Annotated in this window: 33 protein-coding genes; 23 read left to right on the top strand and 10 right to left on the bottom strand. The window is 56.6% G+C overall.

Translation table 11 applies throughout. The features are described 5' to 3' along the window. Positions 1–45: 45 nt before the first annotated feature. Together FNT36_RS14455 and FNT36_RS14450 are read left to right on the top strand one after the other, a co-directional pair. On the top strand, positions 46–375 hold the full coding sequence (locus tag FNT36_RS14455) for a hypothetical protein (protein ID WP_144848970.1): 330 nt from the start codon (positions 46–48) through the stop codon (positions 373–375). A gap of 51 nt (positions 376–426) precedes the next feature. Next, entirely contained in the window at positions 427–1020 is a 594-nt protein-coding gene (locus FNT36_RS14450; protein ID WP_144848967.1) for a hypothetical protein, read from the top strand. 22 nt (positions 1021–1042) lie between these two features. On the opposite strand, the gene FNT36_RS14445 is transcribed toward FNT36_RS14450, so the two are convergent. Beyond that, positions 1043–1765: a hypothetical protein gene (locus FNT36_RS14445; RefSeq protein WP_144848964.1), complete on the bottom strand. Its 723-nt coding sequence runs from the start codon at positions 1763–1765 to the stop codon at positions 1043–1045. Between the two features lie 110 nt (positions 1766–1875). Further along, positions 1876–3003, bottom strand: coding sequence for a hypothetical protein (locus FNT36_RS14440; RefSeq protein ID WP_144848961.1), 1128 nt, complete (start codon positions 3001–3003; stop codon positions 1876–1878). Between the two features lie 129 nt (positions 3004–3132). On the opposite strand from FNT36_RS14440, the gene FNT36_RS14435 reads away from it, so the two are divergent. Beyond that, positions 3133–3438, top strand: coding sequence for a hypothetical protein (locus tag FNT36_RS14435; RefSeq protein WP_144848958.1), 306 nt, complete (start codon positions 3133–3135; stop codon positions 3436–3438). A gap of 2 nt (positions 3439–3440) precedes the next feature. After that, positions 3441–3599, top strand: a complete 159-nt coding sequence (locus tag FNT36_RS25980; RefSeq protein WP_394348942.1) for a helix-turn-helix domain-containing protein — start codon at positions 3441–3443, stop codon at positions 3597–3599. 55 nt (positions 3600–3654) lie between these two features. Here FNT36_RS25980 and FNT36_RS14425 read toward each other — a convergent pair whose 3' ends face one another. After that, positions 3655–4284 (bottom strand): hypothetical protein, encoded by a 630-nt coding sequence (locus tag FNT36_RS14425; protein WP_144848955.1) that lies wholly within the window; start codon positions 4282–4284, stop codon positions 3655–3657. A gap of 232 nt (positions 4285–4516) precedes the next feature. Here FNT36_RS14425 and FNT36_RS25525 point away from each other — a divergent pair, with 232 nt between their 5' ends. The 17 genes from FNT36_RS25525 to FNT36_RS14350 all read left to right on the top strand — a co-directional run bounded on the left by FNT36_RS25525 (position 4517) and on the right by FNT36_RS14350 (position 17612). Further along, complete coding sequence (locus FNT36_RS25525) at positions 4517–4690, top strand: hypothetical protein (RefSeq protein WP_233635925.1); 174 nt, start codon at positions 4517–4519, stop codon at positions 4688–4690. A gap of 104 nt (positions 4691–4794) precedes the next feature. Beyond that, complete coding sequence (locus FNT36_RS14420; protein WP_144848952.1) at positions 4795–5112, top strand: helix-turn-helix domain-containing protein; 318 nt, start codon at positions 4795–4797, stop codon at positions 5110–5112. A gap of 63 nt (positions 5113–5175) precedes the next feature. Next, positions 5176–5322, top strand: a complete 147-nt coding sequence (locus tag FNT36_RS14415; protein WP_144848949.1) for a helix-turn-helix domain-containing protein — start codon at positions 5176–5178, stop codon at positions 5320–5322. Positions 5323–5422: 100 nt separating this feature from the next. Beyond that, entirely contained in the window at positions 5423–5920 is a 498-nt protein-coding gene (locus tag FNT36_RS14410) for a hypothetical protein (RefSeq protein ID WP_144848946.1), read from the top strand. Between the two features lie 25 nt (positions 5921–5945). After that, positions 5946–6350: a hypothetical protein gene (locus FNT36_RS14405; RefSeq protein ID WP_144848943.1), complete on the top strand. Its 405-nt coding sequence runs from the start codon at positions 5946–5948 to the stop codon at positions 6348–6350. Beyond that, positions 6343–6777, top strand: a complete 435-nt coding sequence (locus FNT36_RS14400; RefSeq protein WP_144848941.1) for a hypothetical protein — start codon at positions 6343–6345, stop codon at positions 6775–6777. Before FNT36_RS14405 ends, FNT36_RS14400 begins: the two co-directional genes overlap by 8 nt. Next, positions 6771–9251: a BT4734/BF3469 family protein gene (locus tag FNT36_RS14395; RefSeq protein ID WP_144848937.1), complete on the top strand. Its 2481-nt coding sequence runs from the start codon at positions 6771–6773 to the stop codon at positions 9249–9251. The genes FNT36_RS14400 and FNT36_RS14395 overlap by 7 nt, the downstream gene beginning before the upstream one ends. A 213-nt stretch (positions 9252–9464) precedes the next feature. Next, on the top strand, positions 9465–9848 hold the full coding sequence (locus FNT36_RS14390) for a hypothetical protein (RefSeq protein WP_144848934.1): 384 nt from the start codon (positions 9465–9467) through the stop codon (positions 9846–9848). A 34-nt stretch (positions 9849–9882) separates the two neighbouring features. After that, positions 9883–10242, top strand: a complete 360-nt coding sequence (locus FNT36_RS14385; RefSeq protein ID WP_233635924.1) for a hypothetical protein — start codon at positions 9883–9885, stop codon at positions 10240–10242. Then, positions 10239–10655, top strand: a complete 417-nt coding sequence (locus FNT36_RS14380) for a hypothetical protein (protein ID WP_144848928.1) — start codon at positions 10239–10241, stop codon at positions 10653–10655. Before FNT36_RS14385 ends, FNT36_RS14380 begins: the two co-directional genes overlap by 4 nt. Before the next feature lie 134 nt (positions 10656–10789). Next, positions 10790–11149, top strand: a complete 360-nt coding sequence (locus FNT36_RS14375; RefSeq protein ID WP_144848925.1) for a hypothetical protein — start codon at positions 10790–10792, stop codon at positions 11147–11149. Positions 11150–11155: 6 nt separating this feature from the next. Next, complete coding sequence (locus FNT36_RS14370) at positions 11156–11461, top strand: HNH endonuclease (RefSeq protein ID WP_144848921.1); 306 nt, start codon at positions 11156–11158, stop codon at positions 11459–11461. A 545-nt stretch (positions 11462–12006) separates the two neighbouring features. Then, entirely contained in the window at positions 12007–12438 is a 432-nt protein-coding gene (locus FNT36_RS25520; RefSeq protein ID WP_233635923.1) for a hypothetical protein, read from the top strand. Between the two features lie 98 nt (positions 12439–12536). Then, positions 12537–12773 carry a hypothetical protein gene (locus tag FNT36_RS25515; protein ID WP_233635922.1) on the top strand — a complete coding sequence of 79 codons (237 nt, stop codon included), beginning with the start codon at positions 12537–12539 and terminating at the stop codon, positions 12771–12773. A gap of 78 nt (positions 12774–12851) precedes the next feature. Beyond that, positions 12852–15863, top strand: a complete 3012-nt coding sequence (locus FNT36_RS14360) for a tape measure protein (RefSeq protein WP_144848918.1) — start codon at positions 12852–12854, stop codon at positions 15861–15863. Between the two features lie 656 nt (positions 15864–16519). Next, positions 16520–17116 (top strand): hypothetical protein, encoded by a 597-nt coding sequence (locus FNT36_RS14355; RefSeq protein ID WP_144848915.1) that lies wholly within the window; start codon positions 16520–16522, stop codon positions 17114–17116. A gap of 109 nt (positions 17117–17225) precedes the next feature. After that, on the top strand, positions 17226–17612 hold the full coding sequence (locus FNT36_RS14350; protein WP_144848912.1) for a hypothetical protein: 387 nt from the start codon (positions 17226–17228) through the stop codon (positions 17610–17612). A gap of 844 nt (positions 17613–18456) precedes the next feature. Here FNT36_RS14350 and FNT36_RS25510 read toward each other — a convergent pair. The 4 genes from FNT36_RS25510 to FNT36_RS14330 form a co-directional block, all read right to left on the bottom strand. Further along, the gene (locus tag FNT36_RS25510) at positions 18457–18669 is read right to left on the bottom strand and encodes a hypothetical protein (RefSeq protein WP_233635921.1); all 213 of its coding nucleotides are present in this window, start codon (positions 18667–18669) and stop codon (positions 18457–18459) included. A gap of 208 nt (positions 18670–18877) precedes the next feature. After that, complete coding sequence (locus tag FNT36_RS14340; RefSeq protein ID WP_144848906.1) at positions 18878–19288, bottom strand: DUF3592 domain-containing protein; 411 nt, start codon at positions 19286–19288, stop codon at positions 18878–18880. 22 nt (positions 19289–19310) lie between these two features. Then, positions 19311–19595: a hypothetical protein gene (locus FNT36_RS14335; RefSeq protein ID WP_144848903.1), complete on the bottom strand. Its 285-nt coding sequence runs from the start codon at positions 19593–19595 to the stop codon at positions 19311–19313. 190 nt (positions 19596–19785) lie between these two features. Further along, on the bottom strand, positions 19786–20010 hold the full coding sequence (locus tag FNT36_RS14330; RefSeq protein WP_144848900.1) for a hypothetical protein: 225 nt from the start codon (positions 20008–20010) through the stop codon (positions 19786–19788). A gap of 1043 nt (positions 20011–21053) precedes the next feature. On the opposite strand from FNT36_RS14330, the gene FNT36_RS25505 reads away from it, so the two are divergent. Beyond that, positions 21054–21218, top strand: coding sequence for a hypothetical protein (locus FNT36_RS25505; RefSeq protein ID WP_233635920.1), 165 nt, complete (start codon positions 21054–21056; stop codon positions 21216–21218). A gap of 68 nt (positions 21219–21286) precedes the next feature. Here the strand turns inward: FNT36_RS25505 and FNT36_RS14325 are convergent, their stop codons facing one another. After that, a complete protein-coding gene (locus FNT36_RS14325; protein WP_144848897.1) occupies positions 21287–21523 on the bottom strand; it encodes a hypothetical protein in 237 nt (78 codons plus the stop codon). 894 nt (positions 21524–22417) lie between these two features. Then, positions 22418–22594 carry a hypothetical protein gene (locus FNT36_RS25500; RefSeq protein ID WP_233635919.1) on the bottom strand — a complete coding sequence of 59 codons (177 nt, stop codon included), beginning with the start codon at positions 22592–22594 and terminating at the stop codon, positions 22418–22420. Positions 22595–22917: 323 nt separating this feature from the next. Between FNT36_RS25500 and FNT36_RS14320 the strand changes: the two genes are divergently transcribed. Beyond that, positions 22918–23169 (top strand): hypothetical protein, encoded by a 252-nt coding sequence (locus FNT36_RS14320; protein ID WP_144848894.1) that lies wholly within the window; start codon positions 22918–22920, stop codon positions 23167–23169. Positions 23170–24140: 971 nt separating this feature from the next. On the opposite strand, the gene FNT36_RS25495 is transcribed toward FNT36_RS14320, so the two are convergent. After that, a complete protein-coding gene (locus FNT36_RS25495) occupies positions 24141–24323 on the bottom strand; it encodes a hypothetical protein (RefSeq protein ID WP_233635918.1) in 183 nt (60 codons plus the stop codon). Positions 24324–24494: the final 171 nt, after the last annotated feature.

The following is a 24494-nucleotide window of genomic DNA, read 5'->3' as shown; positions in this document are numbered from 1 at the left end:
GTGGGCATTGAATAGGAAGGCGGGGCGGGGCATTACTTTGCGTCCATGAAAACACTCTTATTATTAGGAGCATGCCTGATAGCACTGGCTTCGCAGCCAGTGATGGCGCAAACCGGTGGGACGGACTTAGTAGTAGTGCGCGTATATGAGAGCTCTAGGAGTCTTCATTTCTCAATTGCGCGAGGGCAGCAGCAACTAGAAGAGGTCGAAATTAAGCTGAATAAAGAGGTCAAGGCGGCCCTGAGCTACCACACTGCGCTTTCTAAATACTATGCTCAGGGGTATGTAGTACAAGCCGTTATTCCAGGTTTGAATAGTAGCACCAACTGGACTGAATCTACTTTGATACTTGGTAAGCCTGCGCTGAAGCCGTAATCGATTCGAGAGGCGGTATGCATAGAGGTGACCGGCTACTATGTTTGCTTTATGCACGTTTCTATTGATGCTCTCGACTCGGCCCTGCTGCTCATGGATAATTGGGCGCATAATCGACGCACTGAACTGAAGCCAGGCCATTGGCTATATATTCTCAGCCGACGGAGTTGGCCTGGTGACCCGTTGCATCCGAGTTGGACCTGGCAGGTAGTGGAAGGCGAGGGCGGACAGCTGATGTTACGAGCTGACGGAATTGCCGAGCAACTCGTGCTTACCCAGGACCTAGCCGACGACCTCATCATCTTCACGCCTTCGGAGCGAGTATTTCTAGCTGACTACCTGGAGGTGCTGAGCTGGTATCGGGCGTGCCGGTGGGGACCGTGCTTACTGGATAATCCTGACCAAGGAGATATTACCGTCACTGCCGACCGTTACGCAAGCCGCCTCAACACCCGAGCCATTGGTGTTATCCCCGCTGAAGATATCGACCAACCCGAAGTAGTGTGGCTGCACCTAGTCGAGATGCTCTATGCCTTGACGCACCCAAGAAAGGCGAAGGCGATGGGAAACGAGCTTGGCGAGAAGGAGCGAACGGCCTTTATAAAAGAGATGCGGCGTAAGGTGGCGAAGCTGGCAGCAGGCTAAGCGCATACCCTTTTGCCTGCCACTAGAAAATCACATCCCGCAGCCGGCTGCGGTAGTCAATAGCTTGGTAGACTTGGGCGGGTAAGCGACCAGGCGGTAGATGAACGATGGCCCCGCCACCGGTAGGAATACCCGCTTCTTCGAGCAGCACGCGGTAGAGGCTAATCTGCAGCGAATAGGTGTTGTGCTCGTGGTCGGCCAAGTCTTGGAACGGCCCCCACATCATGCGCCAGATAGTGTCGCGGTCGGAATTAATGGCCTTATTAGTTTTCCAGTCGAGCACGTAGAGCTGCTGGGTGGGCACGTGCCAGCCTAGGAAGTCGAGGGTGCCACAGAGGCCGGTGGGCTCGTGGAAAACGCGTAGCTCCTGTGCCACCGGCAGAAAGTCTTGGAGCCTACCTTGATGCAGGGCCAGAAACTTCTGGCAGCGTAGCAGCACCTCTTTATCGTGCTCACAACTGGCGTTGATATCTTGGTAGTAAGCCTCGATGTACTCGTGCGTTTTAGTGCCTACCCAATTGCTACGCTCCCACTCGGCCAGCACCTGTTCGACGGTGAGGCCCCGTTTGGCAGCAGTGCGGGGCGCCTGGGCCTGGGCGTCGAAGGTCTCTTTGTATTGCTTAATCCACGTGCTCCAGGAAGTGAGCTGGCGCTCGTCGAGGTGGTACTCGTGCAAGTCAGCATTGAAGCGCAGGCGCGGGTCGGCAAAGAGCTGGAGGCGTTCGTAAATCCAGGTTGGTATCATAGGTGGGCGGGCCCGGTACTGCTTGGGGTGAGTGCTATTAAACTAGGCAGTACTTGGCCACGAAGTTCCAGAAGCGCTACTCTTCTGAGTTATGACAAGTAGCTTCTCCCCTACTTGCTGGGGATACGTGCGGTTGACCGCCTGATCACCGATGCTGGCTTAGGTAACACAAGACGACGCAAACAGCTCGTTGGACTTAAATAGGCTTGTAGTTCTTCAAAGGTGAAGTCGAGTCCAAATCGACCATTATAGTCCTTGGCGATAAAGTCCGATAGCAACTCATAGCTAACCTGATAGGGAAAAGACACGAAGCCATCTACCAGCGCTAGCTGCTCAGGATTGAGCATAAATTCCTGCTCCCGTAACCCCGCCACATCGTCTTCGCTCAGCAGCGGCTCCTTGCTCTGCGGGCCACGCTCTTTAATGTAATCCTCGATTTGCTGATGCAGTCGCCAGTTGGCTTCTACTTGAAAAGCTGCCTGTCGGCGGGCATCTAGTTCATTGGGGAAGTACACCAGTTGGCCTGTACACAAGTCGAGCGTCTGCGAGCTGTAAGACGCATGCACACTGGCCCCTACCATCTCGCTACTGAAGTGCAGGCCTAACAAGTTGTGGCCAAAGTAGCTCACCTCGCAGGCCTGCGTACCTGCATCACCGCCAATAGCGGCTAACTCACCCCGTAACGCCCGAGCAATAGCTGCATCGAGCGGCTTTTGGCCGGTAGTAATGGTAGGCAGGATGCGCCGGGGCTGGTGGGCGAGCCGGGCAGGTGGGCAGGAAGCCGGTCCCGGGCCCTGAGTTGGGCGCAGCAGCACAGACAGCAACGGCTCCGGTGTTGTCGCAGGCTGGGCCTGCCAAGTGCCGCGCAGGCTGCCGTCTGAGTACGGTGTAAGGGTAAAGATGCCGCTGAGCATCTCGAAGCCACCGCCATCAGCGTACTCCATTAGCACCAGCTTGCCCTTAGCATAAGGAGAGCCTTGTAGGACAATTTCACCTTTCTCCTTGTGATAGTAGTAGGTAGCCGCCAGCATGTTTTCGGCATCGGTATTGAAGAAATACAGATGCACGGATAGCTTACCGTTAATCGTGCCCTCGTAGTAGTGGCCCAGGTGAGGCGCGCTGGGTACAGCGGGTGCGGTAGCCTGTGCAGCAGTTCGGTGACTTAGGCTGGCCAGCAGCAGGACCAATAGCCAGCGCACGGTGAGTGAGAGGTTAATAGGGGAGACGGAGAAACGCATGGAACAAAGAAAAGCTCCACTGGTAATGCATGAAGCCTTGTACGACCTACTAAACTGCTCGCTTGCGTTGCACTCGGCTTGAGCGCGTACTATTAGTGTTACCTGATTACCACCAAGCCGTTTTAAGCTATGCAGGTACCCACACTGGAACAGCACTTAGACCTCGTGCGCAAGTACGACGAATTATTGGCGCGCATCACCAAGCTAGAAGCTGCGCAACCCGAGTGGCTACGCGAAGAAGAGGCCCAGCGGCTTACCGGCCTTTCGCAGCCGACACTAGCGCGTGAGCGCAAAAAGCCCGACACCCTGCTCGTCTTCAAAACTGCTGGTGGTCTGCGCTACCTGCGCAGTAGCGTGGAAGCATTCAACGAAGCGCGTATGCTGCGCAAAGGGCACGCATCCCCCTTGACACTAACCAGCATCAGCGGTCACTAACCGTGCGCCAGGCCGCCACGCTGCTCGACGTGTGCGTGGCTACTATTCACGAGTGGAAGCGTGGGGGGCTGCTGGGTTATACCCGGCTCGGTGGGCGGGTCTATTTGAAGAAGGCTGAGGTACTTGGGGCGGGGACGCGGTGTAGAAGGAGTGGGAAGTAAAGGAGGTGGCGCAATAGGGGCTGCTGAAGCGTTAGCGAAGGACAAGTACCATAGGTTACTGTTGGCCCTCTTGCTGCTCACGCGCCTGACGTTGGCGCTCGGCGGCTTCTTCAGCACGTGCCTGGTGCTTCCACTCTTCGTCTTCAGTATCCCTTTCAGTTAGCCAATAACCTGCAAGTATACTTTTGGCTGTTTGGGCTTCTTCGGATTTGTTACTACTAAGGAGAGCATCCATTGCCTTTGCTAGCAAATCCATTTCCTTCTTTATAGAGTCATTTTCGGGGAGTGGCGGCAAAAACTGACGAGTATCAATAGTATTAGTCGGAGACGTATTTGTGAATGAGCCCACTTGCTCAACAGGTTGAGATAATAGCATCCCTCCACGACCCAATACCAGCCAATTAGCATCTATTGTTGGGTAACTCTCAAGAATTTTGACAAGCACCTTAAAAGAGGGGTCTCCTTTACGACCTGCCAAAAGTTCTTGCGCACCTTGAGGCGAAATCCCGGCTTTACGAGCAAATGCTGCTTTAACGCCATTCTCGAAGGTATCGACTAATAAATTTAGTCTTTGATTAACAGTAACTTGATCCATTATCCTTATTTGTTGTATGCAAAAAATACAAGTAATGTTATAGGTTTTATCAACCATTCTATTACATTTGTTGTATAACAACTGCAACACAACAAATGTAGAGCAATGTCAAGTAAAAACAATATATCCCAGCTTGTGCCACACGGAGGGATGAAGAAAATAGCGGAGAAATTAGGCATCACTTCGCAAGCTGTTAGTCTAGCATTGAAGGGTGGCAAACCTGGTAATCGCGTAGTGCAAGAAGCCTTGAAAATGGCTAAAGAGTCGGGAGCCCTCGAAGCCGCCCAAACCCTAGCCAGCTTACCCAACGCCGCCTAGCCCGGTGCCAGCCACCGCTACCGCCACCCACTCTCGCATTGCTACGCCAGCCGCTCCAACTGCCAGCACACCCCGCCAAGGCGACCTGCTGAACATCCTAAACAACCTTGCCTGCATGAGCGAAGCCGACATCCGAAAGGCCAAGAAGCTGCTTAACCTCTGGTATCCGATGTCATGAGCACTGTGGTCTGAGCACAACAGATAGCAGGCATCATATCCTTTTACTATCAATTCGTTATCTGCCTCACAAAAGGCTAGGCTACCCCCTATTGCCCTCTCACAATGGCTATTATCATCACACAAGGCGTTGAATACCAACAGTTGCTCGACGACTTACGCGCCCTTATTCGTCACGAGATGAGCCTCGCTAAGCCGTCAGCCGCAGAGAGCCAACAACCAGCCAGTGATGAGTTGCTGACCATTAAGCAGGCTGCAGAGTTACTGGACGTGTGCGTGGCTACCGTCCACGAGTACAAGCGTCGAGGGTTGCTGGTCTACCAAAAGATCGGTGCACGCGTCTACATCAAGCGCTCCGATGTGCTGGCAGCTGGCACCCAGCACCAGCGAACCACTAAGCCGGCTCGCGTTAGGAGCGGCTAGGTTTTCGGACCGCTATCAATTAAGTAACCCACGCTAGGCAAGGGCTACGATGACCGCCTTACCATGCGCCTGGGGTGCTCGCCTACAACTGCTTACCTCTACCTAGGCGTGCCTGAGCACCGTGGCGCCATTCGCCATCGCCGCCTAGGCAAGAAATACCATGTCACCGAGCGGGCCATCCGCGAGTGGGAAGGTGACCCCATTGAATAACACAGCTATTCACCACTGATTTTCTGGCCTTTACAACTAGCTGATTTTCTCAGCCTAGCTACTGCTTTGCCCTTTTCTCACCCTCTTACCCTCCCACCTCATGTGTATTACCACCACTCCGGCTACGCAGCCTAACACCGCTCCCCTACTCGAAATGGGCTTACCCTGGCTCACGCCGGAAGTATGGTACAACCCGCCGCTGGGCTACAGTGGCTTCAAGCTCATCTGGAGCTACGCCGAGCTATGGGATAACAGCATGGCCCCACGCTTCCCAAAAGGCTGTCAGGTAAACGTCGCGCCAGTGGTCGAGCGCAAGAATCTGGTGGTGGGCCGCGTGTACCTCTTCGACGGGCATCACCCTGAAACCGGCCACCCTTTCTGCCAAGTGGCCCGCCTCGTCAGCGTCCACGATACTCACTTGATGGTGCGGCCTGACCAACTACCCACGCCTACCATCTGGCCCCTGCGGGCTGAGGAGCGCACGACGGTGTGGGACGTGTACGAAGTGACGCACTACGTGAAGTGGCCCCTGGCCGAGGCGGCCGAGCCTCTCTCAGCCCCCTCAACATTTCCTAACAGCTTACCCGCCGTCGCTTAACTCTTTCACTGTCTTCTCATTTTCTATGACTCAGCTACTCACTTCCCCGCTGGCCGTCCAGCAACTAGCCGTCGTGCTGCGCGCCAAACGCATTTTACACGAGGCCGCCGAGGTGGCGGCCGGCCGCCTGGTAGCCATTCGCTACATCGGTCCCGACGGCGAAAGCTACTGCCTCTATCCCGCCCGTGTAGCGGCCCACGCCCGCCGGCTACTAGGCACGCCTACGCTGCCTGGCGATGGGCTAGCCTTGGCCTTCACGACCCAGGGAAGCACCGATACTCAGCATTATGAAGTCGAGGCCGTACTGAACGCCTTGCTGTCCCTACGGGCCCACCAGCTGGCCGCACGCCGCCACACCCAGCGCCGCCTGGCGCGCAATACGGCTAAGATTGCCCGGCTGCGGGCGGGAAGGGAGGTAGCCAGTGCTTAGGCTTCCCATCCTCGACGAGTACTGCCGCGCCCCCTACCCTGAGCTGCCATCCACGGCCACCATGGCCTTTCGGTTCCATCAGGGCAACAAGCTACTACTTTTTAGCGCTGGCCAGATTTACGAAGGCGACTTGATTGAGCCCGCGCGCTGGCATCATATCCAAGCGGGCCTTCGAGTCTTTGTACGTCTGCCCGGCGGGCTGGAAACGGCACCTATCGTGGCTGCGCTGGTGCTGGCCAATCACCTCAACCAGAACTCCGTCGCAAACTCCTGCTGCCTCGACCTCGACCTGAATCCCGACCGGCCACTAGGCCAAGAGCCCGCAGCGGGCGAAGTGGTGTGGTGGCACCGCTCCCAAATCAAAACCCTTTTCGTGTACTGGGAACGTGCCGGCAAAGTGGGTCCCAAGCGTGATACGCCATGCTAGTTAGTTTTTATCCTGACCCCGTTACTACCACTGGCCAGACCCTCGACTTACCAGAGGTGCTAACCGGCATCGAGACCGGGCGCTGGCGGGCCGAAGTCGAGGCGGCGCGAGCAGTTGTCGACAACAAAGCAGCCTACGCGGCGGCCAAGCGCAAGCTGCCGTGCTTCACCACGTCGGGCACATTCAGCACGCGCAAGGCTGAGCAACTGCTGGCGCACTCGGGCCTGTTGTGCCTCGACATCGACGCTAAGGACGTTAATGCGGCCGTGGACCTAGTGGCAGCCCGCCAAGCTATCGAGGGCGACAGCTACACCTATGCCGTAGCGGCCAGCACCGGGGGCGTGGGCTTCTTCGTGCTGGTGCCGATTCCGACCAATGACCACAAGGGTAGCTTCCGAGCCCTGGCCGCCTATTTCCTGACCGAATACGGCGTGGCTGTTGACCGCGCCTGTCAGGATGTGAGCCGCTTGCGCTTCGTCAGCTATGACCCTACCCTGTACCTGAATGAGCGGGCCGCCACGTTCGAGGAGACCTTGCCCGAGCCCGCCCGCCCGGCCAGCGTACCGCCGGTGGGCGCTGGCCAGTGGCGTCCCAGTGCCCGCGGTGAGGGCTACGGCCAGCAGGCGCTCGACCGGGCCTGTGATAAAGTATTGCGCGCTGCCGACGGCGAGAAGCGCACGGTGCTCAACAAGATGGCCTTGCTCTGCGGTGGCTACATCGCAGCCGGCTTCCTGAACGAAGCTGAGGCCGAGCAGGCGCTGCAGGCCGCCATCAGCCGCCGCGAGGTAGATGACCTACCTCATGCCTTCAAAACGATTCGCATCGCCATCGCTGATGGCAAGCTGCGGCCGGTGCTACCGCCGCTGCTCCAGCAGCATGTGCACGAACGGCTGCGCAGCGGCGCAGGGGTAGATGCTGTAGCCACAGCGCTGGCCGCCAGCCAGGGCCTGCCGGTGGGCACCATTGAGGCGGCCGTGAAGGTGGCCGCTGCCGAAGTCGAGGAGGCTGTGCCGGTGCTGGCCTTCTGGGAAATGGTGCCGGGCTCCGCTAAGCGCGACCCGCCCATGAAGCTGGTGCTGCGGCTGAATCTGCTGCGCCAATTTCTAGCGCGCCATGGCTTTCGCAAGCTGCCGGTGGGCCAGAAGGTGAGGGTAGTGCGCCAGGTCGAGCAGGTGGTGCACGAAGTAACGCGCGCCCAGCTCAAGGACTTCGTACTGGGCTACGTCGAGGACTTGCCGTTTGCCTTCGACGGTACCTACCGCGACCGCGTGGAAGAGCAGGTGCAGGCCCAGCACCGCATGCTCTTCGACGAGGGCACCAGCGAATTTCTGCCGACCCTGGGCGGCGAGTTTCTGCGCGACACCGCCCAGCATGCTTACCTGTTCTACCGAAATGGCGTGGTGGTGGCCACCAAGGACGGGCCCGAGCTCCAACCTTACGGCGAGTTGCCAGGCCTGGTGTGGGCCGAGCAACTGCGGGCGCGCGACTTCACGCCCCTGAGCCAAGAAGAGATTGAAACCGGTGAGTTTTTTCGTTTTCTCTGGAACCTGGCCGATAAGAAGCCTGAGCGACTGCGGGCGCTGCTGCTGTTCATCGGGTATTACCTGCATGGCTACAAAGACCCGAGCAACCCGAAGGTGGGCGTGTTGCTCGACGAGGGCATGGGCCCCGACGGGCAGGCTAACGGCGGCACCGGCAAAAGCCTGCTGTTCGAGGCGCTGCGGCAACTGGTGCCCGTGGTGGCCATCGACGGCCGGGGCTTCGACCCGCGCAACAGCAAGGAGCTCCAGGAAGTCACCGACGCCACGCGCGTGGTATTCTTCGACGACTGGGCGCCGTCGCTCTCCTTCGACCGGCTGTTTGTGTACGCTACCGGCACACTCACCGTGGACCGCCACTACGTAGGCAAGCAGAGCTATCCTTATGCCACCAGCCCTAAGTTCGGCATCACCACCAACGGCGTGCTCACCGGCCAGGGCGGCAGCCACGACCGACGGCGCTACGAGGTAGAGGTGAGCCCCTATTATGGGCCCCACCGCCAGCCGCGCGACGAGTTTGGCCACAACTTCTTCTCGGAGGCCTGGTCGGCCCATGAGTGGTCGCGCTTTGACGCCTTGATGGTGCATGCCTGCTGCCTCTACCTAGGCACCGGCGGGCGCCTGGCGGCCCCAACTTCCGTGGGCTTAGAGCAGCGTCGGCTGGTAGCAGCTACTTCGGCCGGCTTCGTGGCTTTCATGGATGCCCAGCCCCGCGGACAGAAACTCTACCGCAACACCCTCATCAGCGAGTTTCGGGTGGCCGAGGGCTACACTGAAGCTAGCATGACGCCCCACAAGTTTGGTGGCTGGCTGAACACCTATAAGAAGCTCAGCACCGATTTTCAGCAGGGCCAAGATGGAGACGCAGGCAGCCGCGGACAACGCTGGATTATGCTCGCTCAGCCAGTAGTTAATGAGGTCACCATGGCTTTGTAACAGATGTAACAGTTCAATTCCTCTCTACCCCCTACTCTGCTTCATTTGCACTTTTCCTTTAAACACACATATAGGAAAAATATAAATAACAGGGATAGCATAAGGAATCAGGGGCAAACTGTTACATCTGTGACAAAGCACACAAACCGCTGACAATCAAAAGCTATTTGTAAAAAATATAGAAATATAATCTGTTACATCATTCTCTCCCCCATGCTTTCTGCAAAAGACCTCCTGACCACCTACCACCAAGCCGAGCACCAACAGCGCGCCGAGCAGCAGTACCTCGCCCTGGAAAAGCGCCGTGACCGCCGCAAGCAAGCCGACCTCGACGCCGGCCGCCTGGTGCGCATTTGCATCGACCAAGACGGCGAAGAACCCAACACGGGGCTCTTCCCGGCCCGGGTAGCCGCCTTTGTCTGCCGCGTACTGGGTGACGCCCAGCCTACCGCCCGCGACTGCGTGCGCTTTACCCTCACCACTCAGGGCCGCCTGCATGCTGCCTATTACCCCGAGCGGCGGGCGTACCAGGCGATACTGGCCCTGCTGGCCCACGCTCGCGCTGTCACCAAGGTCGAGCGGCGCCGCCGGAACTAGCTCATTACCTCTTCTGCCCTATCCTTTTTCAGTGATGCTCCCTACTTATATCCTGGCCCACCATACGCCCCCGCCAGCCCCGCTACCCACCCTCACGGTGAATGCCAAAGGCCGTGTCTACTTCAGCAAGGCGCTGCTTCACAAGATGAGCCTGCGCACCGGCCAAGCCATTGACCTGCTGCCGCCCTGCTCCGACTGTCTCCACTGGCAGCTTGATTTGCGCTCCACAGCCACTCGCCGCATTCGCTGGTATCCTCCTGCTGGCCCTCGCATCGATGGCGTGCGCTTCTCAGCTGGCCTAGTTGATCCTAGCATGCCCCTTACGCTTACCCTCCCCCCTACGGCCCCCGCTGTCACTGGCCTTTACTTACTACTACCTGCTTCAACACGATGACACTCGCTACCCCTCAGCCCCCGTTACCGTCCCTAACGATCAACGACCAGGGCCGCGTGTACCTGCATCCCACTCTGGTCGAGCAACTGCACTTAGCGAGCGGCCAGCCGGCCAACCTGGTACCCCCACCTAAGGGCAGCGATTACTGGCACCTGGACCTACGGCCCGAGGCCGAGCGTTTCATCACCCCCGGCAATGGCCGCAACCTGCGCATCCACAATGTGCGCCTGCCCTTTAGCCTACTGAACCCCGACGAGCCGCCGCTCATGCTCTACCTACTGCCCGGTGAGCCCGCCCAGCTTGGCTACTACCCATTGCTGCCAGCCCCAGCTTTCGCGCAGGCCTACACGGCCTTTCTGGAGCAAGCCGCCCAGGCCGCCTGGCAGGCCGAGCAAGGCACTACCCCAGCCTAGGGGGTAGGGGGTCAAAATCCTCCAGCTGGCCCTAGCCTAGACCGCAGCGGTGAGTAAAATTTCTACGCTGTCAGGTTAGACTCTTTTTTTATTAATTGTATTTTACCGTTATCAAAGTTTTTAAATAAAGCATTATGAACTCTTTAACTTGCATTATCCCTATCGAACCCACCACTAAAGTCTGCCGAAAGTGTGGTATTCCACAGCCACTCGAGCGCTTTCCCTTCGAAAAAGCCAGGCAGACCCACCGCGGCACCTGTAAGGCCTGCCGCGCCGCCGAGAGTCGGGCACTGCGCAGTAGTGCCGAGCATGCTGAGCGTATTCGCGAAGCCGAGCGCATCCGCTCTAAGCGTCGCCGCCCCTATATCCTAAAGTGGCAACGCGAACACCCCGACAACATGCTGCCCGGCTACCGCCGCCGGGCGGCTCGGCGCAAAGAACGGCTTGCAGCCGCCCGCCTGGCGGCGGCCCAGGCTACCCCACAACTATTCTAACATCCCATGCCGAGCTTACCAAAACCAGTTAGGCGTCCCTGGCAGCCCACCCCGCAGAAACGGGAATACCAGCAGCACGCCGCCCGCTCCCCCGAGTACGGTACCGCGCGCTGGCAGAAAGCTCGCGTGGCCCAGTTGGCCCGGCAACCCTGCTGCGCCGCCTGCACCGCTGTCGGCCGCACTACCCCCGCCACGGTGGCCGACCACATCCAGCCCGTGCGCCTAGGTGGTGACTTCTGGGACCCGGCCAACCACCAGTCGCTGTGCCGCCCCTGCCATCAGCGCAAAAGCGCCTCCGAGCGCGCCCAGTAGGCCTAGGGGTAGGAGGCCAAAATCCGCTGGCCTCCTCTCCCTTAGACCGAAGTCCTGCCTCAACTTTTCACGCGTGCCTAATACAACCCAAAGGGGTCATCTTAGGAAAAGCTCCTGGATGAGTTTTCGAAATTAATTACCCTATCGACCCCGACGTTGCAGTAAGTAGGGCAACCCTCAGAAACTGCCTTCACGCACTCAGAACGCAGTTTTTTTTGCGCCGCCTCAACCCCTAAATTTAAGTAAACTTTTGGGGTTCAATTTTGCACGCGTGTGTTTGTGAGGCTGAGCTACGGTCTAGAAGCGGGTGGCCTGAAGGATTTTGTCCCCCTACCCCCCCTGGGTAAAGGCAGGCTGCAGGGCCTTTGTGCCCCAGGCGCCATGGTATCAGTCAGTATAAAGTAGGCGAGTAGTCATTGTTTACGCCTCGCCTCAAGGCTGTTATAGTGGTTTATGAGCGAACTGATTGCCCCTAAGTTACCCCGCTAAAGCTTGCAGCTCAGTGGCCCCCAATCGAAGATTGGGGCTCATTTCAAGCACCTCAAATGAGCACCACTGCTATTAACACTGCCCGCGGGCAAGTCAACCTGACCATTGCAGGCACGCAATACCCTATCAAGTTCAATCTCAACGTACTGCGTGACTGGACCAAGCTCACCGGCCGCGCGGCCAGCGAGTTTGGCTTAGCCATTGTCGAGGACCATATCGAGGCCTTCTCGGGTCTCATTATGTGCGCCGTGCGCCGCTTGGTGCCGGGCCATGCCGGGTACACCCAGGAGCAGGTAGTGGACCTGCTCGACGAGATGAGCCAGCCCGAGGCCGACCAGCTGGCCGAAGCCATCAGCGAAGCCACCACGGCCGTAAACCCTCTGCTGGCGTCGATGAGCAAACAGTTCGCGAAGAGAGCTCAGTCGCTGAACCCGTCGACGCCTACCGAGAATGGAGCAACTGGTACGACTTCGGCCTCGGCGAGCTAGGGCTGAGCCCGAAGAAGTTCTGGCGGCTGACGCTGGCCGAGTTTCACCGCTTGCTGCGCGGCTATCAGCGGCAGCAAAAGCGCCGGGAGGCCGATGAGGTGGAAGCCTGGCGGCGCACCCGCCTGCTCGGCACTATCCTCGTCAACCTCAACCGGGCGGAGAAGACGCCGGCCATCACGCCGGAGGAACTCTTCTTCCTACCCGGCGACCCGCCGCCGCCCGAGCCGATGAGCTTAGAAGAGTTTGACGCGATAGTTGCCCGCCTGTCGGAGTTCGACAACCTTCAAACCGCTCCCCTGACGGCCAGCGACCTTGATTCCTTGATAACAGAATAAAAACTTGATGTTGTGGCAGATATATTAGCAAGTATCTCGGTCGTCTTAGGGGCGGAGGTCTCCCAGTTTAAGGCCGAAATGGCTAACGCCCGCCGGGAGCTGAAGGGCTTACGCGAGGCCGGCGAGGCAATGCAAAACATCGGCGCCAGCCTCACTAAGGCTGTGAGCGCCCCACTGGCCCTGATGGCGACTGGCGCAATTGTGGCCAGTGCGGAGATGGAAACGCTGAAAAGCGGCCTGCAAGCCGTGGCCCAGCAAGAACTAGGCAAGTCGGGCATTACCGGCCTAACCGGTATGCAGCAAGCCGCTCAGCAGACGGGCGAACGCATCAAAGAACTCACGGCGCTGGCTAAGGCCCCCGGCCTCGGGCTAGCGCAAGCTGAACAGGCTGACATTCGCCTGCGTGCCGTGGGCACTACGGTGCAGGAATCGACCCGCGAAATTAAAGAATTTGCCAACGCCATCGCCACCACCGGCGGCGGTGCCACGCAGTTCGAGCTCGTCACCACGCAGCTCTCGCAGATGGCGGCTAAGGGCAAGGTGCTGGCCGAAGACCTTAAGCCCATCATCTCGGCGGCGCCGGCCGTGGCGGGCGCGCTGCAACGGCTCTATGGTACGGTAGATTCGGAAACCATCTCGGCTAGCCTGAAAAAGCAGGGCCAGAGCAGCAAGGACTTTATTGCCACGCTCACCACGGAACTAGCCAAGTTGCCCCGGGTAACGGGCGGGCTCAAAGCCATCTATGAAAACGACATGGATGCGCTGTTGGTGGCCAGCGCGAAGGTGGGGGATGGTATTGCGAAGTCGCTCAACCTACAAGCCGTGGGGGAGGAACTGGGCAATACCATCACCGCCATTGGGGATAATTTCGCCAACCTCTCGGCCCCCGCGCAGACCGCCATTGTCGCCATCGCGGGCGTAGCTGCCGCTACTGGCCCGGTGCTGGTGGGCCTGGGCACCCTAGGGGTAGCCTTGCCTGCGGTAAGGGCGGGCCTGGTAGCCGCTAAGTCGGGTGCGGATTTGCTGGGTGGTGGCCTAGCTGCCCTGGTCAGCCCCACCGGCCTAGTTATTGCCGGTATCGCAGCACTGGCCGCCGGCGCCTACTACTTGGCCACAGCCAACGAGCGGGCGTTAAAAACCTACCAGGACCAGGCTCGGGAAACGGACAACCTCACCGCCACCATCACCCCGCTGCTGGCGCGCTACGAGCAGCTCAACGGCACCACTAACCGCACCCAGGCCGAGCAAGCCGAGCTAAACGACGTTATCAAGCAGTTGGCGGCCACCGTGCCCGGTGCCACCGCCGCCATCGACCAGTACGGCAACGTGACGGCTATCAGCGCCACGGCGGTCAACGAGTTCACCAAGGCCTTGCAGCAGAAGAAGGGCGCGCTGGCCGCGCTGAACCTACCGGCTGCCAGCCAGAAGCTCGAAGAGTTGGCCACCCGGTACCGCCTGCTCAAGCAGCGGGCCGACGAGTTCAACCGAACCGGCGGCATTCAGGTAGCCGGGCCCTCGCTAGGCCCGGGCGGTGGCTCGGTGGTGACGACCTACAAGGCAGGTAGCCAAGCCGTGCTCGAACTGCAAGCCAACCTAGCCAGCGCCAACGTGGAGTTTTTGCAGCAAAAGCAGGTGGTGGAAGGCCTGCGAGCCAGCGTCAAGAGCCTGACCACCGAATACCAGGGCGGCCTCACGCCCGCGCTCACCGATACGGAACTAGCCCTGAAGTTCCTCGGTGGGCAGGGCAGCGAAACCAAAGGCTTGCTGGCGGGCCTGCACGAGGAGTTGAAAGGGCTCAAGCAAGAGCAGCAGGATGCGCCCACGGCGCAGCTAGCCCTGGCCTATGTGCCCCTAATTAAAAACCTGCAGGAGTACATCGCCAAGCTCGAGGGGACCGATAAGGCCTCTCACAAGTCGGCAGATGCGATTGCCAAGCTGCGCCTAGAGCTGAGCCGCCTCACGGCCCTCGATAACTTCCTAGGTGATGCGCCCAATCAGTTGCAGGTGTTGGAACGGCGCTCGGCCGCCCTCATCCCCGGCCTCAAAAGCCTGATAGATGCGGGTGTATCGCCGGCGTCGAAAGCCTTCAAGACCTTTGCTCAGGACTTAGTTACTACCAGCCAGGCGGCCGACCGGATTATGGCGGGCATCAGCAAAAGCAAGCCCGATGGCGAGCAGTTGGAGCTAAAAACCGTCCAAGTAAAGTCGCTGATACCGCAAAACATTGGCGATACCCTCGATGCGGATGTGGCCCGCCTCCTAGGCGACTATGCCAAGCGGGCGATTCCATTTGAGTTGCCCCTGGCGGCCAAGCTCAACATGCAGAACATTTCCGAGGCCATGCAGCCAGTGCAGCTGCTGAACAAAGAACTGTTGAAACTGGCAGGCATCAGTGTGAAGCCCGATTGGGACGGATTTGTGCCGAAGACCCTGAAAGCAGAACTGGACTCGCTAGGCAAAAGCTTCCAGGAAATCGCAGCGTCGGCCCAGGTGTTTGGGGGCAACTTTGACGCGGCCGGTGCGAGGGCGGCGAAGCTGCAGGAGTCTATTCAAAACCTAATTGCCAAAGGTCACCGCCCGGAAAGTGAAGAAGTACAGAACCTAACGAAGCAATACAACGACAATAGTCGAGAATCAGCGCTAAACCAGGCGCAAGCGGCGGCCATGCAAGCGGCACTTTCTTCGCTCAGTGCCGCGGCCGAGGGCGTAGGGTATGCGCTGGCCACCGGGGGTGACACTACGGAGGCACTGTTGAGTGGCCTGCTCGATACGGTGTACTCTTTTATGTCGGAATACGGCAAGCAGCTGGTGCTCATCGGAGCGGCTGATATCGCCATTGGGAACGTTGGCAAGGGCTTCGCCGAGGTGGCCGCGGGCGTTGCGCTTTCCCTAGGGGCAGGTGTAGCCAAAGGAGCGAGCAGCGCCAGTAAGTCAACCAGCACTGCTGGCTCAAGCTCGCCCACAATCAGCAATTATGGCCAGAACAGCAACACACAGACCGTTAGGGTAATTGCGGAATTTCAGCTACGAGGCGAGGACTTAGTAGCCATTGGGCGCTCGCAGGAGTATCGCTCGAGCGTAAGCGACTAAGCCCGCAGCGCAGTTGCATCACGAGATAGCCCCGACCAATTGGTCGGGGCTTTTGCATACTGTCGCTCGAGGCGCACCGAGCCAACACCGCACTACTCAACTACTTCTTACTTCAGTAGCTTTCCCACGAAGCTATTAAGCAGGACCACCAGCCGAGAGCCCAAAACGCGAAGGGAGGTAGCCGCGCTATCCCGCCGTAAGTAGGCATCAACGGCCTCTAGTGCTTGGCGGGAGCGGTTATCGCTCGCTAGCTGGTGAGAATATGTAGACGACGAAATGGTGAGCGCGCGCATGGACCAGATGAGGCTAAGTGAATAGATACCTACCTGCTTCGTGAGACTGGTAGGATGACACAAAGGACCGTGGGGCGCGCACGCAGCGAAAGGACAAAGTGCTTGTATTTACGACAGGCAACTTTACTGGCGGCGACTGGTACTATTAATACAACTAAGCTATACTGTGAGCAGAACCAGACTGCTACTGTATAATTATTTACATAGCGAACTTGCTCTTGTCATAGGATCACTTACTATTTGCTTGTTCAGTTTCTCTACTTTTAGGACATCAGAGGTAGCCTGCCTGAAAATGGGAGCTGTAATTCGCGTGTTCGCTGCACTACGTGGTGCTTGAAGCAAGTGGCGTAGCTTCGCGCCCCTATGAAAAAACTTTACCTCGTCGCCCTGCTGCTCAGCGGGCTAGGGGTTATTGTGGCATGTGAAAGGGGCAAGAACACTCAGCTTACCTCGCAGGCACAACGACCCTTAGCTTACCAGCTTTCTAAAGTGACACATTCTCCAAATGTGTTGCTTACAACTGCGCAGTATGAGGGAGTGCTTTTGTACGACTCCGCCTCACCTGTAGGCGAAGCTCATAGAGGGCTAATCCTCCGCGCTCTAACACCTGCTGAAGTGGGAGAGGCAGAACTTATTTTGACCCGCTGCACCCAGCAGGAAGAGGTTCGCTGGTACTGGCGAGGCTGGCAAGGTCAGCCCCATGCCGATACGACTCAGCACCACTCTAAAGAGGCAATACATGTGCTGTCTTATTATCACCGTCAGTATAGAGGGTTCAGCACAGCCAGTGGCCAGCGAGTAGTCTGGATTAATGCTTTTCTACAAGATGATTCTCTCCCTTATGATTGGAAAACTAGGGATGTTTATGTAGAAGATGGTGGTAAAGCGTATTTTAACATTTATATAAATCTCGATACGAAGCAGTGTTTTAATTTCTTTCGCAATTCAATTGGTGGCTGACTGTTGGGTAGGCTGTCCGTTGGGCGCTGTGCAACAAAGTTTGTAGCTTGGCAGCACGAAAGCCTTGTTATTGCTAGGTGGCCTGCTAGCCGTCGACAAATAACACTTTATGAAGTCGCCTCTCACCATCACTTGGCAGAGCTACGATAGTATTACCCCTGACACACCAGGCTTCAATCTGGAAGACTTTGGGGAGCCTTATGGTATTGACACGAACTGGCCCGCCTACCTCGCCCAGTATCCTACTGAATGGCATGCGCACCTAGAGGCTATCCGACAGGCTATCGTTGAAAACGAAGTGTGGGCTGGTGGGGATTGGCACCAGTACAGCCCCAACGGCGTACCAGTGTTGAGTGACGGACATTTCATGACGTGCACTTGGCGGAGTTGGGGCGGCATGCTGGCGGCCATTTGGAATAGTGAGTTAGGCCAACGCTTTACCTACATGGATTTTTACATGGAAGGGCGCCTGCCGCCTAGACCGGAGAAGCGGTGAGCTATAGGGGGCATTATGCCATAAAAGCTTTATAGCTTAGTGACCTAACTAAAATTCTCCAAGCTATTTACTGGCCATCGTGTAACGCTTGGATAGATAGGCAGGTACCGAGTTCGTACCTTCCTTTTCTTATCTCGTGAAACTCGTAGCCTTCTCCCTGCTCACGCTACTCACCTGCGCCGAGTGCGCCGCCGCGCAAGAGATTTCCTCACCGGCTTCTCCCGATGCCGTTTCCGCTAGCTCGCTACCGGATAGCGTACGGCAGGCTGTTCACCAGCTGTTCAAACGAGGTCGCCTATACAGTACCATAGGGGGCCTTAGTGGACTGCTTGTCGCCAGCAGTGGCGTTACCTATGTCGTTCGTGATGGCGTAGGGTGGTCGTCTGGTATTGATATCGTGCTGGGTGGGAGCGCAGTGGCAGCTAGCGCAATGGGAAAGGCTCGTTATAGCCGCCGTCAAGAACGCAAGGTGCTCTCGGCCTTGGAGCAGGGCTACCCGTTGCCTACTTACGTGGCGGAGCTAGTACCTCTATTACCCAAGAGAAACCGGCAGATGATACTCAGCAGTTTATATAAGTAGAGTTGCTCTACGTCACATGCCTGCCAAGCGTGGTCAAGTAAAACCCCTCAATCAACCGAGACTGGAAGCTTCTTCGTGGGTCGCTTTTAGTGCACGGCGCGGGCATATCAAAGATCGCCGGGCCTAGTGCAGCGGGTGCCGGTGCACCGGCTCGATGATGGACACTGGGACTGCTACCGCGAGGAAGAGTTAAGGGTTGCGTAGAAAAGCAAAAGCCTCGACTAGTCGGGACTCTTACTACGTTTGCGTTCAAGACAACCTTTTTTACAGGCGAGTGCTCTTCGCCTGCACAACGGCCGGCACGTGTAGTCCTCGCTGCTCGCTAGCGGAAATAGAGGAGCCTTCGGTAGGGGGCAACAGATTAAATTGCTGAAAAAGCAATAGTAGCAGGCTCACCAGCAGAACCGTTTGTAACCAGCGGCCCCATTGGGTAACTCGACTAGGGGGAGGTGTGACGGTGAATGGAAGCTGTTTCATAAGACTGCAGGTAGTGCAACATTCTCTACTCCGGCAGTCGATCTAGTTACTACCTCAAGCGCGAGGCTACCTAAGCAACGACAGTGCCACTCTACTAACGCACCGCACTCGGCGGGTAGGTTGCGGGCTGGTAAGTGGGTCGGTTAAGGCGCTGTGGCTTTATCCTACCCCTAGGCGGCGAGCCTTGTTAAGGATGAGGGAGTATAGCTTATTTCTTAGCACCAACCAGTACCAATAGCAATAACAATGCGGCTATGGCTAATTGCCAGTATTTGCTATTCACGGCCATCTGCTGGTATAGTAAAAAGCGCCCTGGCTCATCAGGGTCATAGTATAGCACCACCTCATCACCATCAAAGAATTCAAAACCAGAGGAACGAACTGCACTTTCAGCCTCGATTAGTTGTCCAAGCAAGGTAGTGAAGCTAATCGTTGGAACGAAGTATGCACCATTGCGACTCTCTACTTCGCGTTGGTGCACTACTCGTCCTACTATCTCTATGCCTACGCTCCGCAGCCGGCGCACAAGCAATAGCTCGCGCACGATTGCTACACCATAAGCTAAGGGGACTATAGTAAACAGTAAGTTGAACCAACTTACTGGTAGCAGACTGGCCATAGCGAGTATAGTACAGACCTATTTACTCACCTAGGCCCAGCCGGTCAATAATGTACTCGGAGCGGCTCAGCTTCGCTGCCTTGGCGAGTTGAGCTAATTTCTCATACTCAGCATCCGTGAAAGAGAGCATGCGGCCTTTTTTCAGGCGTTCAGTGGCTTGAGCGAGGCGGATGCGAGTGGTTTGAGCGAGGCGGATGCGGTCAGTCCCACACTGTTGGCAGCCGCACCCTTGCAGATGTGAGTTTGGCTTTTGCTCGAACGCGCCGTGGGTTGGGCAGATAATAATAACGCCAACATGCGTGCTCACATAGACCGTTTTTGAATAGTCGTATTTGTCACCATGCACTTTGCGCGCTCTCGCCTCAAAGTCAATCTTGGGCCTAGCTGGCTTTCGCTGGCGGTCTCTATCAATTAGCATTGGGGTGGAGGGGGTGAGAGCTATACGCCCTTTCTCATGGGGCTAAGGTATGAAAAAGCCTGGCTCTTGGGGGGCAGTGTTAGTGCATAAAGGCCAACATACTAAAGCAAGCACCAGCCCCAACTATAAAGGCCAGCAGCAAGACAAGGCTAAGTCTGCCTATCCGCTCATCATGCCCTGCTGCTTTGCGAACGTAATACCACCAGCCCGCTACTACAATTAACGCCATGGGTACGCCGCCAACGAGTAATAAGAAGTACCAGAGGTAAGCGATGTTACCACTTAGTAGCAGGGTCGCGAGCATAAATAATGGCTATTTAACGATGCCCAGCCGGCGGGCCTCCTCAGTGACGAACTGACCGTCGTGAGTTGAGCTAGGCCCCAGCCTCGCTGAAAAAGAAGCTGCTGCCACCCGTCACCAAGTCAGCTATCGAGCAGCCACTCATACAATAACTGTGGTAGCACCACCCCAGCCACTATAAGGAGCAGACCCCTTACCCGAGTAGGGTCTTCGTCTCGCAAGAGTATTCGAATACCCCACACCTCAAGCATTAGGAACACCGGCACAAGCAAGGCTAGCACACCAATTCCATACTCATCTGACAGCAAGAGGGTCAATAACATACCTCAAAACTACTTCGCCTTATGCCCATTCCCAACCCCGATACCCATTGCACGAGCTGCGGCGAAGTGCTGAGCCTCTACCACTACTGCTAGCGGTGCCACTTGCCTCCGATGGACCCCAAGCAGGATGCTAGCGCAAAAATTCCCTCAGGAACCAGCATACGAATAGCAAAAAACCTAGGCCCATCATGAGCGCTAAGGTGCCAGTGCCTTTATGCCCGTTGCGCAGTAACCGGATACCCCCGCGTAGCAGCCACCCCCCCCACGGCAAGAAACAGCAGCACTAGTGCCAGTCCGGCGAGTACCGGTCCCACTAGCGAGCCGTGGAGAATAGGCGAAAGCAGGAGGGTGCAAGGCATCTTCAAAAGTAACTGATGAGCCCCTGCCTGATGCCTCGCACCGCCGCCCGAGTCGAGGCCAACTAAGTCACAAAGTGCTGCAAGTGTAGGACTGTGCAAGCGGATGAGCTAGCTACCGGAACACGTACTCCCCAATTGTGTCCCACAGGAACCACACTAGTGCGCTGCTGAGAAGCCAAGCCGCAACAGCTTGTCCCCAGTTTAATACCCCTCGCTCTTTTAGCTTCAACACCCACAGCAGTACCCCCATTTCGCTAAGCCCGCCTACGGCCAGAATGCTAAGCAGGACTAAGGAGTACACCATGGATACGTAGGCTTGGTCAAGTAAGAGGGACAGCCTCACATCTCAAAAATACGCTACCTCATGCCACCTCTCTCAACCCCCGATACCCACTGCACTGACGTGCTACTACCTGCCGATGGACCCAGGCAGGATGCCAACCTCTTAGCGCCGCCGGAGCTGGCGACCCCAGCCCACGAGCAGGCTCCCAAGCAGCACCAGTTTCACAGCCAGGCCACCTACGATTAAGTACCGCAACCCATCCTCCATATCCATACGCAAAGAAAGCACAGCTATATGAAAGCTCGTTCCCTCCCTCAACTGTGCTTCTTCATCCACTCTGCCAAGCAAATGAGAAAGACTATTACCAGCACCACGCCCCCGGCTAATAGGCGCCCCAGCCATTTGGTAGCGTTCAATTCTCCTACACTACCGCCGCCCTGTCCTAGCCATACCCGCACACCAATGCCAAGTAGTAAGACCACTGAGGCGAGCACAAAGAACAGCCTGCCATCCAGGATAGGTACAGCTGCATCCACTAGAAGTACCATCATGCCTATGAAGGTAGGCAATCTTTTCTCTATTCGGTAACATACTTCTTTACGACGCCCCGCACCTCTCGCCCGGCGAGGCAGTCGTGCCCTGGCTACCCTTTCTGCTTCGGCTCATCCAGAAATACCATCCGCCAACCGGCCCCTCGCCAGCCTGTCAGTTGGAAAGTGCCCTCCTTCAGTACGTGCTGCTCACACGCCTCTGTGCTCTTCACACTAGATTTTTCCGCAGGCTGTGGCAACGTCTCAGGTTGCCATAAGTCACTTAAGCATTCTGGTTTGGCTGTCATAATAGGTAAGCAACTGCTCAACGTTGGCTGAAAAATGCAGGACGTTTATCTAGGAAGTGTATAAGGATTTAAATAAGGATTAGTACTCAAGCGGTAGAATAGATAAATAGATAAGGGCCAGACCAATTATACGGTCCGCAGCCACGCTTGCTTCCTGGATAACAATTTCATAATGGTATGTGCTCCGCCTTCACTTCCCTACTCCACACGACCACACCCGCTTCACAAGAGCTCCTACGATGACCCCGCTGTGTCGGCTGGCGAAATAGCCGACTACCTCGACCAGTTGCGCCTCGAAGCTACTCTACTACCTCAACCAGATGCTGCACCTTCAGAAACAGCTAGGCTCTCTTCTTGAAAAGCTTAAAAGCATATAGAGGCCTATAGCCAATATGATCCCCAAAACCAGCTTAATGGTCGCTACAATCATCCAGAAGTCTCCATCAAAAAGTTGGCCTATTTCACTCGCAAAGGCCAAGGCACCGAGTCTGGCTAGCAGCCCTAGCATGAGCAGTCCCTTTACACTGTCTTTCACCCTGCGAAACTACTGCCGCGCACTGCCGCCCGAGTCGATGCCAACCCACCCACAAGCTGCCTAGCCTAGGCTCTACTTACTAGTGAGAATGCCAACAACCAGCCCGACGAGCGCGCCGACCACCAGGCCGGCAAGACCAAAGATGAAACAAACCGCGTAGCCGCCCATAGCCAGGCCCACGACGCCGAGTGCAACGCTTAGCAGGCAGGCACCGCCCAGTACACACGCGCAGATAGCGAAAATTTTCATGGCCACGAATATACCCGACACTATTCCCTAACCCCAGCCCGCACCGCGATGCGGGCTACGGCATAGTAGAGCCCACCGATGGCCGCAGCGCCGCGGCATGGGCCTAAGGCAAGCTGCTACCCTAAAAGTTTAGACCTGCTCGACCAAGACTTTTATTTGCATCATGTACACCCACCGCCGCCTACGCTACGTAACTCGCTGGAATCGACGCCTAAGCTTTACGCTTCTTATCCTACTACTGCTACTCTTGAGCTGGCGCGCCTACCGTGCTTGGCAACAGTCGCGTCAACCAATACCGGCGTCAACTACTCAATTTGTGTAGCATGAGCCTATATGCCTTTAAACTGCTCTCCCCTGTTGTGCAGCTCTATTGGGTTATTAAGCATGGCACCTACCTCGCCCAGCGGTGGGACGACGAAAGCGGCGTCAACCTCTACCACTGCGAAGACGAGGGGCGTGGCTTCTTTGTCGAGGTCGGCCTTGATGATGGCCGAGGGCAGGCCGTCGTGCTCCGCAGCTTTGTCAGCAGCGGGCCGCTGGAGGATTATGCAAGCTATGTACAGTTGCCCGAATAGAAAACTAAATGCCCATTTGTTCAGTCAGGCTATTTCTATAGCGGTCTTCATTTAACTAGCGGGCTGCGCAAGGCTGCGTGTTCAGGTACAGGTTGAAGCCAAGGTAACAAGTTAGCTTTATACACTAGACCTGCTACCAATGCTGTAAGTATCACTGTCGCTAGCAGTCTTCCTACTCCACTGAGTACGACCGCTGATATATTCTTCATTGTCGAAGCATAATAGAAAGTAAAAGCCAACGGCAACAAGTAGCCAGTTCTGCGCTACAACCGAGAAGTAACAGCTCGCTCACTAAGAATAAAATACTGCTCGCGTTTTAGTCTTCAGTAGGACGCTATTCTATCGCCCACGCAATTTTAAAAGGCTGTTGCTTTTCGTTAGCTGTCTTACCAGCTCCATTGCCTTCGCTGTCTCTAGCCGATCCTCCACTAAGCTGAGTAACTGCTCCAGCGTGATGACCCCACGTACAAACTGGGCGAGCAGTTTGCGATCTGGCAAGCTAACTGTCAGAGTAGTATCTGCGGTCATTAAAAGGACGATTCTCACTAAGGTACGCCGTGTAGTTCGCTCATATGCCATCCCCAAATTTCTAGCCTCGCCTCCCGTAGTCGCAAGAGTATAAATACGAGAAACAATGGCAATTTTTACTGCCATTACCTGTGCCAAATACGGATGCTATAAATACGTATGCTATAAATACGTATGTCGCACAGTATTTATACTGCTTTTCGCGTAGTCTTTCTAGCGCAGCAAGTCGTGATTTTTGCGGCATGCAAACCGAGTCCCAACGGCGTAATCTGGTAACCCGGGCCTTAAATGTGACCAAGGATACTGGCTTAGCCCCAGGGCCCTACGAGCGACAACTGCTGGAGCAATTTATCTATGGCTCTCTCTCTATCGAGGAGGTTATTGCCTTAATAGCAGCAGAGTCCTTGCGCCCAGCGCGCAAGATGCGGAGGAAGACCTACTGGTTACACCCCCTCGCGATGCTTCCTAGTACTCAAGTTGTACACTTTGAAAATGCGGCGGGATACCTGCAGGCCCAGCCGCAATACTACGTGCTGGTCTGCTACCATGCCGGCCCCCGGCAAGGCACGGACCTCGCGGTGCTGCTGGCGCAGGCTGGCGCGCTTCTCCGCGCCAAGGGCTGGCACTGTATCCTAAGTGACCAGCGACTCATGGCGCCTTACTCTCTAGTGGAAGAAGCGTGGGTGCACGCTTTTTGAGCCAGTCAGCAGGCTGGTTGCTCCGGCAAGCTTTACCTAGCAGTAGTAGTGCCTCCGGCCCCACTGTAAGATCTACGCTGCCCCTACCTAGCAGTTCTT

The sequence above is a fragment of the Hymenobacter setariae genome (genome assembly GCF_007713685.1).
GTDB lineage: Bacteria > Bacteroidota > Bacteroidia > Cytophagales > Hymenobacteraceae > Hymenobacter > Hymenobacter setariae.
Note: the sequence above shows the minus strand (reverse complement) of the source record. Positions and strands in the feature narration are given on the sequence as shown.